Consider the following 15,956-nt stretch of genomic DNA (forward strand, 5'->3'; position numbering starts at 1 on the left):
CGGCTCCTACGGGGTTCGGGTGACGATGCGTCGCTGCGCATTATCGCGTCCGGGCGTCCGCCTGTCGTGAGCCGCCGCGGAACGCTGCTGCTCGGCTGGACCTTCGCGCTGCTGACCGCCGCGGGCTTCGCGCGTCTGGGTGTGTGGCAGAGCGATCGCGCAGTCGAAAAGGAACGGCTGCTCGCCAATGTGGCGAGCGTGCTGAAGGATCGCCACGCTTTGCCGCTGTCCGCTGCGAGCGACGCGTCCCAGTCCACGACGTACGCATGGACCGCAGGCAGCGGCCACTTCCTCGATACCGCGCCACTGATGCTCGACAATCAGCAGCGCGACGGCCGCGTCGGCGTGCATGCGTATTCCGTGTTCGCACCCGACACCGGCACGCCGCTGCTGGTCGATCTCGGCTGGCTTCCGCTCGCTGCCGATCGCGTGCTGCCGAAGATCGCGCCCCCGAGCGGCACGCAGACCGTGCGCGGCTTACTGGTGCCGCCGCCCTCGACCGGCCTGCGCATGGGCGCGCCGATGGCGAAGCAGGGCGATGCCTGGCTGGTCGTACGTTTGGAGCCGACCGTCGTCGCAAAGGAACTCGGCCTGCCGGCGCTCGCGCCGCGCGTGCTGCGCCTCGATCCCGCACTACCGATCGGCTATCCGCGCGACCTCGAGTTGCTCGTCAATACGCTTCCGCCCGAACGCCATCGCGGCTACGCCGTGCAGTGGTTCGGGCTCGCGATCACCGTGCTGGTGACCGCGCTCGTCCTCACGTTCCGCCGGAGTCGCCGATGACCGCCGATACACCGCCCGACGCGCAACGTCGCCGCAACCGCATCACGTTGCTGGTCATCGTTGCGCTGTTCTTCGGCACGATGGCGATCGCTGGCCTGCTGCGCTTCGCCGATATCCATCCGGCCGCGACCAAGCAGAAGGGCGAGCTGCTCGATCCCTACACCGACCTGCGCGATGCACGCCTGCGCGACATCGACGGCCGCGCCTACGAATGGACGCCGATCAAGCGTATCTGGCGCATCGTCGTGCCGGCGCCAAACGAGTGCGACGACGCGTGCCGTCGGCGCGCGCACGACATCGGCGTCGTCTGGGAAGTGCTCAACAAGGACGCGCCGCGCGTCGACATCCTCTGGTGGTGCGCGACGTCGAGCTGCAGTTGGCCGCAGGGCCTGGCGGCGCCGACCACGCTGCATGTGATCGCCGGTGATGCGGCGCGTGCGAAGCTGCCGCGGGTGGACGCCGCTGGCGGCCTGCCGGTATACGTCGTCGATCCCAACGGCTTCGTGGTGCTGCGCTACGCGCCCGACACCGACCTCGCGGGCCTGCGCGAGGACCTCAACCGACTTCTGAAGCTGCAATGACGTCCATGGGCTTGACCCCGCGATCCGATTCGGTCCGCACGCCGTACCGCCACTTCCACCGCATCGCGTGGCTGGCGACGACGCTGGCGCTGTGCGTCATCGTGTTCGGTGCATTCGTGCGGCTGTCGAACGCGGGCCTGAGCTGCCCGGATTGGCCGACCTGCTACGGGCGGGCCGCATGGCCGACGCAGGCCAGCGACGTCGCGCAACACGCGGCCAACGCGATCCGTGTCGCCGACCCGACCAAGGCTTGGCGCGAGCAGTTGCACCGACATCTCGCCGCGACGCTGGGCGGGCTGGTGTTCGTGCTCGCGCTGCTCGCCGCGCGCCGGCGTCGCCTCGGCATCGCGCAGGTGCTGGTCGCCGGCGTGCTCGTCGGCATCTCGATTCCGCTGTACATGCATGCGCAGTACACGCCGGCCGCCGCGCTCGCGATCGCCGGTGAACTGATCCTGCTCGCCGCCGCGGTGCGTTGGGACAACAGCGATCTGTCGCGCGTCGCCGCACTCGTGCTGATGACCATCGTGTTCCAGGCACTGCTCGGCATGTGGACGGTCACCTGGCTGCTCAAGCCGATCGTGGTGATGGGCCATCTGCTCGGCGGCCTGACGACGTTCGCCTTGCTGCTGTGGATGGCGTGGCGCGCAACCAATCTTCCGATCCGCCTCGCCGAAGCGCGCACGCTGTGTCGCCTCGTCGCGATTGGTGTGGTCCTGCTCGGCGTGCAGATCGCGCTCGGCGGCTGGGTGAGTTCGAACTACGCGGCGCTCGCCTGCGGCAACGACTTCCCGAAGTGCGTCGGTCAGTGGATGCCGCCCGCGAATTTCCATCAGGGCTTCGTGCTGTGGCGTGGCGTCGGCGTGGATTACGAAGGCGGCGTGCTCGACGGCGCGTCACGCATCGCGATCCAGCTCGCGCATCGCGTCATGGCCGGCGTCGTGTTCGTCTACCTGCTCGGGCTCGCATTGCGACTCCTGCGCACGCCGGGCATGCGCGGTTGGGGCACAGTGCTGGGCGTACTGACGCTCGCGCAGGTCGCGCTCGGTATCGCCAACGTCAAACTCGGCTTGCCGTTGCATGTCGCGGTGTCGCACAACGCGGGTGCCGCGCTGTTGCTAGCGACACTCGTCACGTTGCTCGCGCGCGTGCGCGCGCCGAGGGTCTGATGCACGCACGGAGCCGCCCATGACCGCGACGCTGCGCCAGTACTTCGCGCTGACCAAGCCGCGCGTGGTCGCGCTGATCGTGTTCACCGCGTTGGTGGGCATGTTCCTCGCCGTGCCGGGGCTGCCGCCGTTGCGCGAGTCGGTGCTGGGTTTCCTCGGCATCTGGCTGGCGGCATCGTCCGCTGCTGCGATCAACCAGCTGCTCGACTCGCGCATCGACGCGAAGATGGCGCGCACGTCGTGGCGGCCGATCGTCGTCGGGCAGATCACGCATACGCGCGCGCTGGTGTTCGCACTCGTGCTCGCCGCGCTGTCGATGGCGCTGCTGGTGCTGTTCGTCAACACGATCACCGCGGTGCTGACGTTCGCATCGCTGATCGGCTACGCGGTGATCTACACCGTGTTCCTCAAGCGCGCGACGCCGCAGAACATCGTGATCGGCGGCATCGCCGGCGCCGCTCCGCCGTTGCTCGGCTGGGCCGCGGTCACCGGCATGCGCGGCGACTGGGACTGGGCGCATTCGCTGCTGCTGGTGCTGATCATCTTCGTGTGGACGCCGCCGCACTTCTGGGCGCTCGCCATCTTCCGTCGCGACGACTACGCGCGCGCACTGGTGCCGATGCTACCGGTCACGCACGGCGTCGAATACACGCGCTGGCAGATCCTCATCTACACCGTGCTGCTCGTGGCAGTGACCGTGCTGCCATGGGCCGCGGGGATGAGCGGGCTGTTCTACCTCGGCGGCGCGCTGGTGCTGGGCCTCGTGTTCCTCAAGCACGCCTGGCGCCTGCTCGACCCGCCGGACGAGCTGTACGCGATGAAGGTCTTCAACTATTCGATCGTGTACCTGATGGCGCTGTTCGCGTTCCTGCTCGTCGACCACTGGCTGCTGCCGTGGCTGGAGCCGGTGTCGCCGCTGGCTTTCCGGCGCGTGGGTTGAACACCGCCTGCTGAGGCCGCACGTCCGTCGCATCCAACCGGGAGCGATGGAATGTATGGAATCCGCAGGATCATCGGCGTGTCGGTCTGCGCCGCGCTACTGACTATCGCGCTTGCGGCATCCGCGTCGACCGCTGACGCCGGCATCGGCCGCGCCGTTGACGACGTGATCCGCCAATCGCAGGGCCATCGGCTCGTGATCCTCGGTGACCTGCACGGCACCCGCGAGATTCCGCTACTTGTCGGTGGCGTGGTCGAGCGCTTGTCGACGCGCGAGCCTGTATTGCTCGCGCTGGAGATGCCAAGCGCGGAACAGGGACCGCTCGACGCCGCGATGGCCTCGCGTGATGCATCGATCGCACGTCGTCTGCTACTCGCACGCCCGTGGTGGCAACGCAGCGACGACCAGCACGACGGTCGACGCAGCCTCGACATGCTCGACCTCATCGAGCGCATGCGTGTGCTGAAGCATCGGGGGCATGATGCCGTGGTGCTTGCCTACGACGTCGGCGAAGGCGAGACGCAGACCGATCCTAGCGTGCGCGACCGCGTCATGGCGGGGCGTGTTCGGCAGGCGTATCTCGCAGCGCCGGGTCGGCGCGTGGTCATGCTCACCGGCAACTTCCACGCCTTCCTGAAAATTCCGTCGTACATGCAGATGCCAACAGCGATTTCCGCCGCCGGCATGCAGCTCGCGGACCTGCATCCAGCGTCGCTGCGAATCGGCGCGAAGCGCGGAACCGCCTGGGGGTGCGTGCAGCACCGCTGCCAGACGATGCCGGCGTACCCTGCTAGTGAACCGCACGAGGGCGAATACAGCGGTAGCGTGACGTTGCCGGAGCTGCACGTCGGCAGGCTGGTGACCGTGCCTAAGTCGTAGAGTCAGCCGCCGACGACGTGTCGAACAGCACGATGCTGCACGCCCGCGCTTTGCGATACTCGGCGTTCCGATCGAACCGAGTCTTCCCGTGCGCCATCGCCTGATCGCCGCTGCAATCGCCACGCTTCTTCCGCTCGCCGCGCAGGCGCAGCAGGCCACTGTCGTCACCGCCGATCGATTGCTCGACGTGCGCACGGGGCAGTACGTGGAGCATCCGCAGATCGTGGTGCAGGGCGAGCGCATCGTGTCGGTCGGGCACGCGGGCGACGCCGCTCCGGCCGATGCGAAACACGTCGACCTGCCGGGCATGACGCTGCTGCCGGGGCTGATCGACATGCATGTGCATCTCGACAGCGACCCCACCTACGGCGGCTACACCGGCCTGCAGTTCGGTGATCGGTTCTGGTCGGTGGTCCAGGTGCCGAATGCGCAGAAGACGCTGATGGCCGGCTTCACCACGGTGCGCAACGTCGGCAGCGATGCATGGGACGACGTCGGCCTTCGGCAGGCGATCGAGCAGCACAAGCTGATCGGCCCGCGCGTGGTCACCGCGACGTATGCGGTCGGCGCGACCGGCGGACACTGCGATTCGACCTTCTTCCCGCCGTCGATGGACCAGAAGGGTCCGTTCAATGTCGACAGCCCGGAAGAAGGTCGCAAGGTGGTGCGCACGCTGCACAAGTACGGCGCGCAGGTGATCAAGATCTGCGCGACCGGCGGCGTGTTCTCGCATGGCGACGAACCCGGCGCGCAGCAGCTCACGCTCGAGGAGATGAAGGCGATCGTCGACGAAGCGCACATGGCGTCGCTGAAGGTCGCTGCACACGCGCACGGCGCGGCGGGCATCAAGGATGCGATCCGCGCCGGCGTCGACACCATCGAACACGCATCGCTGATAGACGATGAAGGCATCAAGCTCGCCAAGCAGCACGGCTCGTGGCTGTCGATGGACATCTACAACACCGATTACACGCAGGCCGAAGGCAAGAAGAACGGCGTGCTGGAAGACAACCTGCGCAAGGATCGCGACATCGGCGAGATCCAGCGCGAGAACTTCCGCAAGGCGGTGAACGCCGGCGTGCACATGATCTTCGGCACCGACGCCGGCGTGTATCCGCATGGCGACAACGCCAAGCAGTTCGCGGTGATGGTGCGCTATGGCATGACGCCGGTGCAGGCGATCCAGGCTGCGACGCTCAATGCATCCGAGGCGCTGGCGAACAAAGAGGTCGGCGTCGTCGAGGCCGGCCGCTTCGCCGACCTGATCGCGGTGCCGGGCGATCCAACGCGCGACGTCACCGTGCTGCAGAGCGTGCCCTTCGTGATGAAGGGCGGAGACGTGGTCAAGAACACCCACTGATTCATCCACGCACGGAAAGCGCATGAACGAAAGGATTCGGGGACTCGACGGACTGCGCGCCGTCGCGATCGTGTGGGTGATGCTGTTCCACTTCTGGCTGGTCGGCGGGTTGGGGCGCTGGGACTGGCTGGCGACGCCGGGCTGGATGGGCGTCGACCTGTTCTTCGTGCTCAGCGGTTATCTCATCGCATCGCAGGTGTTCGCCGGCATCGCGCGCGGCGACCGCTTTTCGTACGCCGATTTCTACACGCGTCGCGCGTTCCGGATCCTGCCGGCGTTCCTCGTGGTGCTCGCCCTGTATGTGGCTGTGCCCGCGATCCGCGAAGTCCATCGACTTCCGCCGGTATGGATGTTCCTGACGTTCACGCAGAACCTGTTCGTCGACTACTCGCACGACAGGGCGTTCTCGCATGCGTGGTCGCTCTGCGTCGAAGAACACTTCTACCTCGTGTTCCCGGCGCTCGCGATGTTGCTGGTGCGACGCATCGGCGGTCGCGGCGTGGCGGCGATTGCAATTGCGACGGCGCTCGCCGGCATCGCGTGGCGCGGGATCGTCTGGACGCAGTGGCTGGCGCCCCTGCGCAGCGCGTCGGGCGGGCCATCGGCCTTTGGTGTGCGCTGGGTGGAGTGGATCTACTACCCGACGTGGTGTCGCCTCGACGGCCTGCTGTTCGGCGTGCTGCTCGCCGCCATGCGCACGTGGCGGCCGTCGTGGTGGACGGTGATCGCAGCGCGCAACGGCTCGATCGCTCTTGGCGGGCTCGCCTGCCTCGCGGCCGCCGTCGTCGTAACGAGCGAGCGCGACGGGTTGCTGGCGAGCGTGGTCGGTTTCCCGCTGGCGTCGTTCGCGATGGCGTTGCTCGTGGCTGCCGGCGCGACGGCTAACAGCTGGATCTCGCGCCTTACGCCGCCGGGCGCCGGATGGGTCGCCGCGGCGTCATACAGCCTGTACCTCACGCACAAGGCGACGTTCGCAGTGGTCGACGGGCTGCTGCCGGAAGACATGCATGGCATCGCGCGGTTCGCGTTGATCGGGGTCGCGGCCGTGGCGATCGGCGCGCTGCTCCACTACGTCGTCGAGCGGCCAGGGCTGCGCATACGGCAACGGTTGCAACGCGCTCGCGCGACGTCCCCGGCGGCCCTGCCCGAAGCCGTGTGACGCGACGCACGCGACTGCGGCGCGAACCTAACCGGGCGCCCACCCGCGCCCGTCTAACGTAGCGGCCATGATCTTCCCGGGCCTGCTCTCGCGCGATCCCAAGACCCGCGTCCGCCTCAAGCGGCAGCTGATGGGGCTGGCGAGCTACCTCATGTTCCTGCTGCCGGGCTCGCTCGCAGTGCGCTGGGGATGGATGCAGTACGGCTACTCGGCGCTCTTCGGGCTGCTCGCCATCGCGATGGCGTTCAACGTCGCGTTCTTTGCGCTGATCCGCAGCGGCTACAGCCGCAGGTTGCGCGACCCGACGCTGCTGGTGCCGCAGATCCTCGTGGCGCTGGTGCTGGCACTAGCGGTCGTCCACCTGATGCAGGGCGACGTCCGCAGCCTGATGCTGATGCTGTTCGTCGCGATGTTCTTCTTCGGCATGTTCGGGCTCGACACGCGCCAGTTCCTGCGATTGTCGGCCGTTGCGGTCGGCGGCTATGCCGGGCTCATGGTCGTCGAGTACCACGACCGCCCGCTCGACACGCCCGCATTCCACATGGAAGTGCTGCGGCTCGTCGTGTTGCTGATGATCACGCTGTGGATCTCGTTCGTCGGCGGCTATTTCGCGCACCTGCGCGCCAAGCTCGCGGATAAAAAGCACGCACTTGAAGAAGCACTGGAGCGGGTCAAGGATCTTTCCGAACGCGACGAACTCACCGGTGCGCGCAACCGCCGCTACCTGATGCAGGCGCTGGAGAAGGAGCGCGCGCGTGCCGAGCGTTTCCACCTGCCGTTCTGCGTCGCGATCATCGACCTCGACCACTTCAAGCGCATCAACGATGCATACGGGCATCCGGTGGGCGACGAGGTCCTGCGTGGCTTCTGCGACCTCGTGCGTCGACAGGCGCGCGAGCTCGACCTGATCGCGCGGCAGGACGTCGACGACGCATTCGGACGTTATGGCGGTGAGGAATTCCTGCTGGTGCTGCCGCACACGACGCTCGACGGCGCGATGCAGTGCCTCGAACGCATGCGCACGGCGACGGTGGCGCACGCGTTCGAAACGCAGGCCGGCGCGCTGGACCTCACGTTCTCCGCGGGTGTGGCGCAGTACGTCGAGGGCAGTTCGGTATCGACGTTGCTGGGAAGTGCGGACGGCGCGCTGTATCGCGCGAAGAGCGAAGGTCGCGATCGCGTCGCGGCCGCGTAATCAGCTGGCGTTTGTCGCGCCGGGGCGCTGCGTCAGCAGTTCGCGCAGCTCGACTTTTTCCTCGTCCGACAACCGTCCGGTTTCCGCGAGGACCTGTCGCAACTCCGTCATGCGCTGATCGGTCGCCGCCTTGTTGAGGTTGACGACGTTGTCGAGCAGTTCCGCGCGCCAGTTCTCGTCGATACCCGGCAACGTCTGCACGACGAGTTTCTGCAGCGGCTCCTGCTCTTCGCGCCCCGCGAAATGCTCGATCAATGCCGCGGCACCGATGTCGGGCCTTGCGTGCACGAGTTCGATCAGTTCGACGAGCAACGGAACGCCCGGCTGGCGCAATGCGGCGAATGGCGGGTTCGCCGGAATCTCCAGTGCGAGCGCCGGCTTGTGCAGCAGGTACAGAATCGCGCTGCGCACCAGGCTACGTTTCGGCGGCGGCGCATTGCGCGACGGCGTGGCACGCGCGCGTTGCGCAGGCACATGCGTGTCGGGCGACGCGTTGCGCGCGCCGACGCCGGTGATCTCGGTAAGACGCTGGCGCATTAGATCGGCGAACGCGCCGTCCGGAATCTGCGCGAGCAATGGCTTCGCGCGTTCGGCGAGGCGACCCTTGCCTTCGAGCGTCGCGAGATTGACGTCGACCGACAGCGTGTCGAACAGGAACTGCGACAGCGGCGTCGCGTCGAGCAGGCGCGCTTCAAAACCGTCGCGGCCTTCGTTGCGGACGATCGAGTCCGGGTCTTCGCCTTCGGGCAGGAACAGGAAGAACGCCTGGCGTCCGTCCTTCATGCGCGGCAGTACCGATTCCACCGCACGCCATGCGGCGCTGCGCCCGGCGCGGTCGCCGTCGAAACAGAAGTAGACGTCGGGTGCGTTGCGGAACAGCAGTTCGGCGTGATCCGGCGTGGTCGCAGTGCCCAGTGTCGCGACGGCCTGCGGCACGCCGTGCTGGAACAGCGCGATCACGTCCATGTAGCCCTCGACGACGATCAACCGCTCGATCTTCGAGTTCGCGCCGCGCACCTGCCACAGGCCGTACAGCTCGCGGCCCTTGTGGAACAGCCGCGTCTCCGGCGAGTTGAGGTACTTCGGGCTCGCGTCCTTCTCGATGACGCGGCCACCGAACGCGATCGGCCGACCGCGTCGATCATGGATGGGAAACATCACGCGATCGCGGAACTTGTCGTAGACGCGGCCCGAATCGTTCTTCGAGAACATGCCCGCGCGCTCAAGCAGTTCGAGCCGCTGCGGGCTCGTGCCCAGCGCGTTCTTCAGCGCTTCGAAACCGTCGGGCGCATAGCCGAGCTGGAACTTGTCGCGGATCTCGTCGGACACGCCGCGCGCATCGAAATACGCACGCGCCTTGGTGTTCGACTTGAGTTGCTGGCGGAAGAACGTGGTCGCCGATTCGAGCACGGCGTAGAGGTCGAGCAGTTGCGGATCGGCCGCGCGCTGCTGCGTGTCCTTCGGCACGTCCATGCCGACGCGCTTGGCCAGTTCCTCGATCGCGTCGAGGAATTCCAGGCGGTCGTACTGCATGACGAAACTGATCGCGGTGCCGTGCGCGCCGCAGCCGAAGCAGTGATAGAACTGTTTGACCGGCGAGACGGTGAAGCTCGGCGAACGCTCGTCGTGAAACGGACAGCGCGCCGAGAACTCCTTGCCCTGGCGCTTCAGCGGCACGCGACTGCCGACCACCTCGACGATGTCGGTGCGGGCGAGAAGATCGTCGATGAAGGCGTCGGGGATGCGGGCCATCGGGTGGCTCAAAAGCTCGTCAGCGAGTATCGCAGCGCGCGGCGGCGCGTTGGAGATGCCCGCGCGTGAAGTCGGCCGCGGCGCGTCCCGGCGCGGAAAAAGGCGGCGGAACGCCTGCGACGAGTGTAGTCGACGCCGGCGCCTTACCTTCGCAGGCCCGTGTGTCGGCGGCTGCGACTCAGGGCTTGGGCGCCGGGCCTAGGCGTTCGTCGATGACCGCGGTCACCACCGCGCCGCCGAACAGGATCATCGCGGCGTAGTAGACCCAGAGCATGGTCAGCACCAGCGCACCCATCGCGCCATAGGCCGACGCCGTGGTCTGGTGGGTGAGGTACCAGGCGATGCCTGCGCGGCCGGCCATGAACAGCACCGAGGTGAAGCAACCGCCCGCGAACGCAAGCTTCCAGCGGACGCGGCGATCGGGCAGGAAGTGGTACATCAGCGCGAAGGTGAAGGCGTAGACCAGCAGCGCCGCCAGCGTCGCCGCGACGGTTTCGCCCTGCGCGTAGCGGCCGAGCGTGAGGTCGAGCAGCGTGGTCACCGTCATCGAGATCACCAGCAGGAACACGACGGCGAGCACCAGCCCGAACGAGAGCAGGCGTTTTTTCAGCCAGTTCCACAGGCCGGGCAGGGCGGTGGCGTCGGTGCGGAAGATGCGGTTGAGCGCGTCCTGCAGCTGTGCGAACACGGCGCTGGAGCCGACGAACAGCAGCGCGATGCTCCACCAGCCGGCCATGGAGCCGGTGTCCGGCGTCGAGGCCGCCTGCCCGAGCACCTGACGCGCGACATCCTGCGCCTGTGGTCCGACCAGCAGGCCGACCTGCGAGATCACCGCCTGCTGCGCGCTGGCATTCGACGCTGTGAGCCAGAGCAACAGGAGCAGCAGCGGCGCCATCGCCAGCGCGGCGTAGAACGCGAGCGCCGCGGCCTGGGCGATGACGTCGGAATCGAGGAAGCGCCGCAGCAGTGCCATCGGCAGCGTGCCGATGCTGGCCTTGCGAACCACCTTCTTGACGTCGGCCGGGGGCGGCGCGCCGTCCGCCTGCGTGATCGAGGCTTTCTCGGTCGGGTCGAGCTGTGCGGTGACCGGCGGTGCGTCCGCCGCGGGGGCGGCATCGGCCGCGGCGTCGTGCGACGCCGGCTTCACCACGTTGGCGTGGATCTTCGGGGCGCCGTGCTTGGCGGAGTCTGAGTCGGACGGCGATCGGGCCATGCGGCGAGCGTGCCGCAGCCGCCGTCATGGCATCGCGAGCGGCCGCGGTCGGCCGCGCGCGGGGGTGCGTCAGCCCAGTCGGGCCTTCACCAGCTTGGATACCAGGCCCATGTCGGCCTGGCCGGCGAGCTTGGGCTTCAGCACGCCCATCAGCTTGCCCATGTCGGCCGCGCCGGCGGCGCCGGTCTCGGCGATGGCGGCTTCGATCGCCGCGTTGATCTCGGCCTCGCCCATCTTGGCCGGCAGGTAGCGCTCGATCACCGTGATCTCGTCGCGCTCGACCTGCGCGAGGTCCTCGCGATTGGCGGCGGCGTACTGCGTTACCGAATCGCGGCGCTGCTTGACCATCTTGTCGAGCACGCCGATCACCGCGGTGTCGTCGAGCTCGATGCGCTCGTCGACTTCCCTCTGCTTGATCGCGGCGTTGATCAGGCGGATCACCCCGAGCGATTGCTTGTCGCCGCCCTTCATGGCGGTCTTCATGTCGTCAGTGAGTCGCTGCTTCAGGCTCATGGCGGGGGTCCGATGCGGAAAGGCGCACTAGGGTACTCCCGCCTGCCCGGTCGACGCCGGCGCCCGCCAGTGACGCAGCGTTTGCGCGACCGCCACCAACTCCGACGGCTGCACCGGCTTGGCGACATGCACCTGGAAGCCGGCCGACAACGCGCGCGTGCGGTCTTCGACGCGCGCATACGCGGTCAGCGCGACTGCGGGCACCGCGTCCAGACCGCTCGCGTACTCCCATGCGCGCAGCGCCTGCACGAAGTCGTAGCCGTCCATCCCCGGCATGCCGATGTCGCTGATCACGAGGCAGGGCGCGTGCAGTCGCGCGGCTTCGAGCGCGGCGTAGCCCGACTCGCAGGCATCGACCGTCGCACCGTGCGCTTCCAGCACCGACGCCAGCATCGAGCGCGCATCGGCGTCGTTCTCGACCAGCAGCACGTGACAGTCGGTGAGCGCATCGGCTCCGGCGGTCGGTGACGTTGTCGTTGGCGCATGGCGACGCTCGATCTCCACGCCGTTCGACGTCGCCGCGATCGGCAGGCGCACGGTGAACGTCGCGCCGCGACCGACGCCCGCACTGTCCGCCCGCACGGTGCCGCCGTGCATTTCGACAAGATGCCGCACGATCGACAGGCCGAGCCCGAGCCCGCCGTGTTCGCGCGTGGACGATGCATCGACCTGGCTGAAACGCTCGAACACATGCGGCAGGAATTCGGGTTGGATGCCACGTCCGGTATCGCGCACGCGGACTTCGACACCGTCATCGACACGCGCCACCGACACGTCGACGCGACCGCCACGGTCGGTGAACTTCACCGCGTTCGTAACGAGATTCCATACGACTTGTTGCAGGCGATCGGGATCAGCGCGCATGCGCACCGCATCGTCGACATGCACTTCGAGCCGCACGTCGCGCGCGAGTGCGGCGGGGCGGATCGCATCCACCGCGGCTTCGACCGGCTGCGCGGCGTCGATGTCCTGCACCGCAAGGTTCAGCTTGCCGCTGATGATGCGCGAGATGTCGAGCAGGTCCTCGACGATCTGCGCCTGCGCGCGCGCATTGCGTTCGATCGTCGTCACCGCACGTTTGGCCATGTCCGGCGACAGACGACCGGAACCGAGCATCTCGCTCCAGCCGAGGATGGACGTCAGCGGCGTGCGCAGTTCGTGCGAGATGGTCGCGAGGAACTGGTCCTTCATGCGGCCGGCACGAATCGCGTCCTGATACAGACGTTCCTTCTCTTGCGCGTCCGCCTGCGTCGCTTCGAACAAACTCAACCGGCTCATGCCGACGGCCGCCAACGCCGCGATCGATTCGACCGCGCGCACGTGTTCGAGCGTGAAAACACCCGCGTGTTCGTGACCGAAGAACAGGCCGCCCAGCACTTCGTCGTGGTCGGACTTCACCGGCACCGCGAGATAGCTGCGCACCGGCAGATGACCCGGCGGCATGCCGTGATACGGCGCCCACTGGCCGTAGCGTGTATCCGCGTGTACGTCGGCGATGCAGATCGTGCCTTCTCCGCGGAACGTCGGCGCGAACAGCGGCGTCGCGCGTGGATGCGCGAACTGCGAAAAACTTTCCCCCGGCACGCCCGACAACGCGTACAGCATGTAGCTGCCGCCATCGCCGTCGTCCACGTTGTAGAAGAACGCACCGAACTGCGCGCCGGTCAGGCGTGTCGCGGTGTCGGTGACGGCGTGCACCAGCTTGCCCAGATCAAGTTCGTCGAGCATCTGCTCGGACAGGCGACGGAACGCGACGTCCTCGTCCTCGCGACGCTTCTCGCGCGAGATGTCGCGCAGTTCGATCACGGTGCCGGCGAGTTCGCCATCGATCTGGATCGGCGTGGCGGTATAGGCGACCGGATAGAAGCGGCCGTCCTTGTGGACGAACACTTCTTCGCCGTGATCCTGCTCGTTGCGCGGGCCGGCGCCGTCGATCGGGCATTCGTCGACCGGAAACGGCGTGCCATCGGGCCGCGTGTGGTGCAGCGTCTCGTGCAACGCGCGCCCCTGCACCTCGTGCAGTGCATAGCCGGTCAACGCCTCCGCCGATGCGTTCATGTACACGCAGTGGCGCTGCGCGTCGACGACGAACAGCGCGACGGTCGCGTTGTCGCAGGCGACCTGCAGAAGGCCTGCCGGCATCGGGGAGCGGGGCGATGACATGCGCGCAGCCTGCATCAGCGGCAGTCGACGGCATGCATGCGGGCTGCGACCGCCGCGGCGGGCTGATACGCTACCGCGGCCGCACTGCGGCACCCGGCGTCCAGGATCGGACGCGACTCGCGGAAGGGAGGTCCGCATGCATACCCCACCCGTGCTCTACGCCCGCGGCCCGTATCGCGTCATCGCGAACGTGCAGGGCGCCGACGATCGCTCGTACGTCGTCGTCGACACCGCCGGCACCTGGCTTCACGAAGACATCGCGCTCGAGGCCGCCTGCGACTGGGTCGACCTGCGCATGGCCGAACTCGATCAGCCCGTGCAGGCCCTGCGCCCGCGCCGGAGCCGCGCATGAACCGCCGCGTCGTCATCGCGTCGCTCGGGTTCGTGGTCGTCGCGCTCGCCGGGCTCTGGCTGTCGGGCCGCGTCACCGCGATGTTCCTCGGCCTGCACACCACGCTGCCGCACTGGTACGTCTACGTCGATTACCTGCGCACGATCGACCTACCGCAGGTGCAGCCGTACGCCGCGAAGATCCGCGCGGCCGGCTGGGTCGGTTTCGGCGGCCCGCTGCTCGCGTACATCGGCGTGCTCGCGGCGGTGATGCGACGCCCGGCGAAATCGCTGCACGGCGATGCGCGCTTCGCACGCGCCGGCGACCTCGCGAAACATCGCCTGTTCGAAGACGGCCCGACCAGTCTCGTCGTCGGTCGTTACGGCGGTCGCCTGCTGCGCCTGCCTGGCCAGCAGTTCGCGATCCTCGCCGCGCCCACGCGCTCGGGAAAGGGCGTCGGCATCGTGATTCCGAACCTGCTCGAGTACCAGGATTCGATCGTCGTCCTCGACATCAAGCAGGAAAACTTCGACCTCACTTCCGGCTGGCGCAAGTCGCAGGGCCACGAGGTGTTCCTGTTCAATCCGTTCGCTGAGGATCGACGCAGCCATCGCTGGAATCCGCTTGGTTATGTGTCGAACGATCCTGCGTTCCGCGTCTCCGACGTCATGGCGATCGCGGCGATGCTGTATCCCGATGCCGGCGACGAGCAGAAGTTCTGGGTGAGCCAGGGCCGCAACGCATTCCTCGCGTTCGCGCTCTACCTGTTCGAGAAGTACGACCACGAAACCACCTGCGGTTTTCCCGGTGCGACGCCGCCGACGCTCGGCGCGGTGTATCGGCTGTCGTCCGGCACCGGCGACAACCTGCGCGCCTACCTGCAGTCGCTCACACGGCAGCGCTTCCTGTCCGAGCCCGCGCGCATGGCGTTCGCGACGTTGTTGTCGCAGGCGGACGAAACCTTCGCGTCCATCCTCGGCACATTCAAGGAGCCGCTGAATCCGTGGGTGAATCCGGTGCTCGACGCCGCCACCAGCGCCAACGATTTCCTGCTGACGGATCTGCGCAGGAAGCGCATGACGGTGTACATCGGCATCCAGCCGAACAAGCTCGCCGAGAGCCGGCTCATCCTCAACCTGTTCTTCAGTCAGCTCATCAACCTCAACACGCGCGAGCTGCCCCAGAACAATCCCGAGCTCAAGCATCAATGCCTGTTGCTGATGGACGAGTTCACGTCGATCGGCAAGGTCGAGATCATCGCCAGCGCCGTCGCCTACATGGCCGGCTACAACCTGCGCCTGTTGCCGATCATCCAGAGCATGGCGCAGCTCGACGCCACCTACGGCCGCGAAACCGCGCGCACGCTGGTCACCAACCACGCGTTGCAGATCCTCTACGCGCCGCGCGAACAGCAGGACGCGAACGACTACTCCGAGATGCTCGGCTATACGACGGTGCGACGTCAGAACGTCACGCGCGGCCGTGATGTGTCGCGCAGCGAATCGGAAGAGCGCCGTGCCTTGATGTTGCCGCAGGAATTGAAGGCGCTCGGCCCGGAACGCGAGGTCGTGATGTACGAAGGCATCCCGCATCCGGTGCTGTGCGAGAAGATCCGGTACTACACGGACAAGCGCTACACGGCGCGCCTGTTGCCCAAGGTCGCGGTGCCCGCCCTCGCCATCGTGACTTCACGCGGTGTTGACGCCCGCGATCCCGTTTCGGTACCGTAGTCACAGAAGACGCAAGGTCTTCGCCCGGCCCACGCCGGAACAGGGACGAATGCGGCACGCCATGCGTGCCGGTCATGGAGCAGTACAGGGGACATCGACAAGGACTCGTTTCAAGCCGGCAGGACGCCGCACATCCGCGCACCTCGCCGTTCCATCCGACCCGTCATCGCCTTCGTGCGCGCCTGCGCGCC

Annotated in this window: 14 protein-coding genes; 10 read left to right on the forward strand and 4 right to left on the reverse strand. The window is 67.4% G+C overall.

The annotated features are described in order from the left end of the window. Nucleotides 1-66: 66 nt before the first annotated feature. The 8 genes from ACVWZN_RS13770 to ACVWZN_RS13805 all read left to right on the forward strand — a co-directional run bounded on the left by ACVWZN_RS13770 (nt 67) and on the right by ACVWZN_RS13805 (nt 8,063). Nucleotides 67-783 (forward strand): SURF1 family protein, encoded by a 717-nt coding sequence (locus ACVWZN_RS13770; protein WP_456954308.1) that lies wholly within the window; start codon nt 67-69, stop codon nt 781-783. After that, nucleotides 780-1,364 carry a hypothetical protein gene (locus tag ACVWZN_RS13775; RefSeq protein ID WP_456954309.1) on the forward strand — a complete coding sequence of 195 codons (585 nt, stop codon included), beginning with the start codon at nt 780-782 and terminating at the stop codon, nt 1,362-1,364. The genes ACVWZN_RS13770 and ACVWZN_RS13775 overlap by 4 nt, the downstream gene beginning before the upstream one ends. A gap of 5 nt (nt 1,365-1,369) precedes the next feature. Continuing rightward, nucleotides 1,370-2,530 (forward strand): COX15/CtaA family protein, encoded by a 1,161-nt coding sequence (locus ACVWZN_RS13780; RefSeq protein ID WP_456954310.1) that lies wholly within the window; start codon nt 1,370-1,372, stop codon nt 2,528-2,530. Nucleotides 2,531-2,549: 19 nt separating this feature from the next. Beyond that, a complete protein-coding gene (locus ACVWZN_RS13785) occupies nt 2,550-3,470 on the forward strand; it encodes a heme o synthase (RefSeq protein WP_456954311.1) in 921 nt (306 codons plus the stop codon). Nucleotides 3,471-3,521: 51 nt separating this feature from the next. Beyond that, entirely contained in the window at nt 3,522-4,349 is an 828-nt protein-coding gene (locus ACVWZN_RS13790; RefSeq protein ID WP_456954312.1) for a calcium-binding protein, read from the forward strand. An 88-nt stretch (nt 4,350-4,437) separates the two neighbouring features. Further along, a complete protein-coding gene (locus tag ACVWZN_RS13795; RefSeq protein ID WP_456954313.1) occupies nt 4,438-5,709 on the forward strand; it encodes a Xaa-Pro dipeptidase in 1,272 nt (423 codons plus the stop codon). Nucleotides 5,710-5,731: 22 nt separating this feature from the next. Further along, nucleotides 5,732-6,868 carry an acyltransferase family protein gene (locus ACVWZN_RS13800; protein ID WP_456954314.1) on the forward strand — a complete coding sequence of 379 codons (1,137 nt, stop codon included), beginning with the start codon at nt 5,732-5,734 and terminating at the stop codon, nt 6,866-6,868. Between the two features lie 67 nt (nt 6,869-6,935). Further along, nucleotides 6,936-8,063, forward strand: a complete 1,128-nt coding sequence (locus ACVWZN_RS13805) for a GGDEF domain-containing protein (RefSeq protein WP_456954315.1) — start codon at nt 6,936-6,938, stop codon at nt 8,061-8,063. Here ACVWZN_RS13805 and dnaG read toward each other — a convergent pair whose 3' ends face one another. The 4 genes from dnaG to ACVWZN_RS13825 all read right to left on the reverse strand — a co-directional run bounded on the left by dnaG (nt 8,064) and on the right by ACVWZN_RS13825 (nt 13,683). Beyond that, nucleotides 8,064-9,815, reverse strand: coding sequence for a DNA primase (gene dnaG / locus ACVWZN_RS13810; RefSeq protein ID WP_456954316.1), 1,752 nt, complete (start codon nt 9,813-9,815; stop codon nt 8,064-8,066). A gap of 178 nt (nt 9,816-9,993) precedes the next feature. Then, entirely contained in the window at nt 9,994-11,028 is a 1,035-nt protein-coding gene (locus tag ACVWZN_RS13815; RefSeq protein ID WP_456954317.1) for a YihY/virulence factor BrkB family protein, read from the reverse strand. A 69-nt stretch (nt 11,029-11,097) separates the two neighbouring features. Beyond that, nucleotides 11,098-11,541, reverse strand: a complete 444-nt coding sequence (locus ACVWZN_RS13820; RefSeq protein ID WP_456954318.1) for a GatB/YqeY domain-containing protein — start codon at nt 11,539-11,541, stop codon at nt 11,098-11,100. 27 nt (nt 11,542-11,568) lie between these two features. Then, on the reverse strand, nt 11,569-13,683 hold the full coding sequence (locus ACVWZN_RS13825) for an ATP-binding protein (protein WP_456954319.1): 2,115 nt from the start codon (nt 13,681-13,683) through the stop codon (nt 11,569-11,571). A gap of 157 nt (nt 13,684-13,840) precedes the next feature. On the opposite strand from ACVWZN_RS13825, the gene ACVWZN_RS13830 reads away from it, so the two are divergent. Together ACVWZN_RS13830 and ACVWZN_RS13835 are read left to right on the forward strand one after the other, a co-directional pair. After that, on the forward strand, nt 13,841-14,056 hold the full coding sequence (locus ACVWZN_RS13830) for a hypothetical protein (protein ID WP_027084079.1): 216 nt from the start codon (nt 13,841-13,843) through the stop codon (nt 14,054-14,056). Next, entirely contained in the window at nt 14,053-15,765 is a 1,713-nt protein-coding gene (locus tag ACVWZN_RS13835) for a type IV secretory system conjugative DNA transfer family protein (RefSeq protein WP_456954320.1), read from the forward strand. Before ACVWZN_RS13830 ends, ACVWZN_RS13835 begins: the two co-directional genes overlap by 4 nt. Nucleotides 15,766-15,956 lie beyond the last annotated feature (191 nt).

The sequence above is a fragment of the Lysobacter sp. HA35 genome (assembly GCF_054061195.1).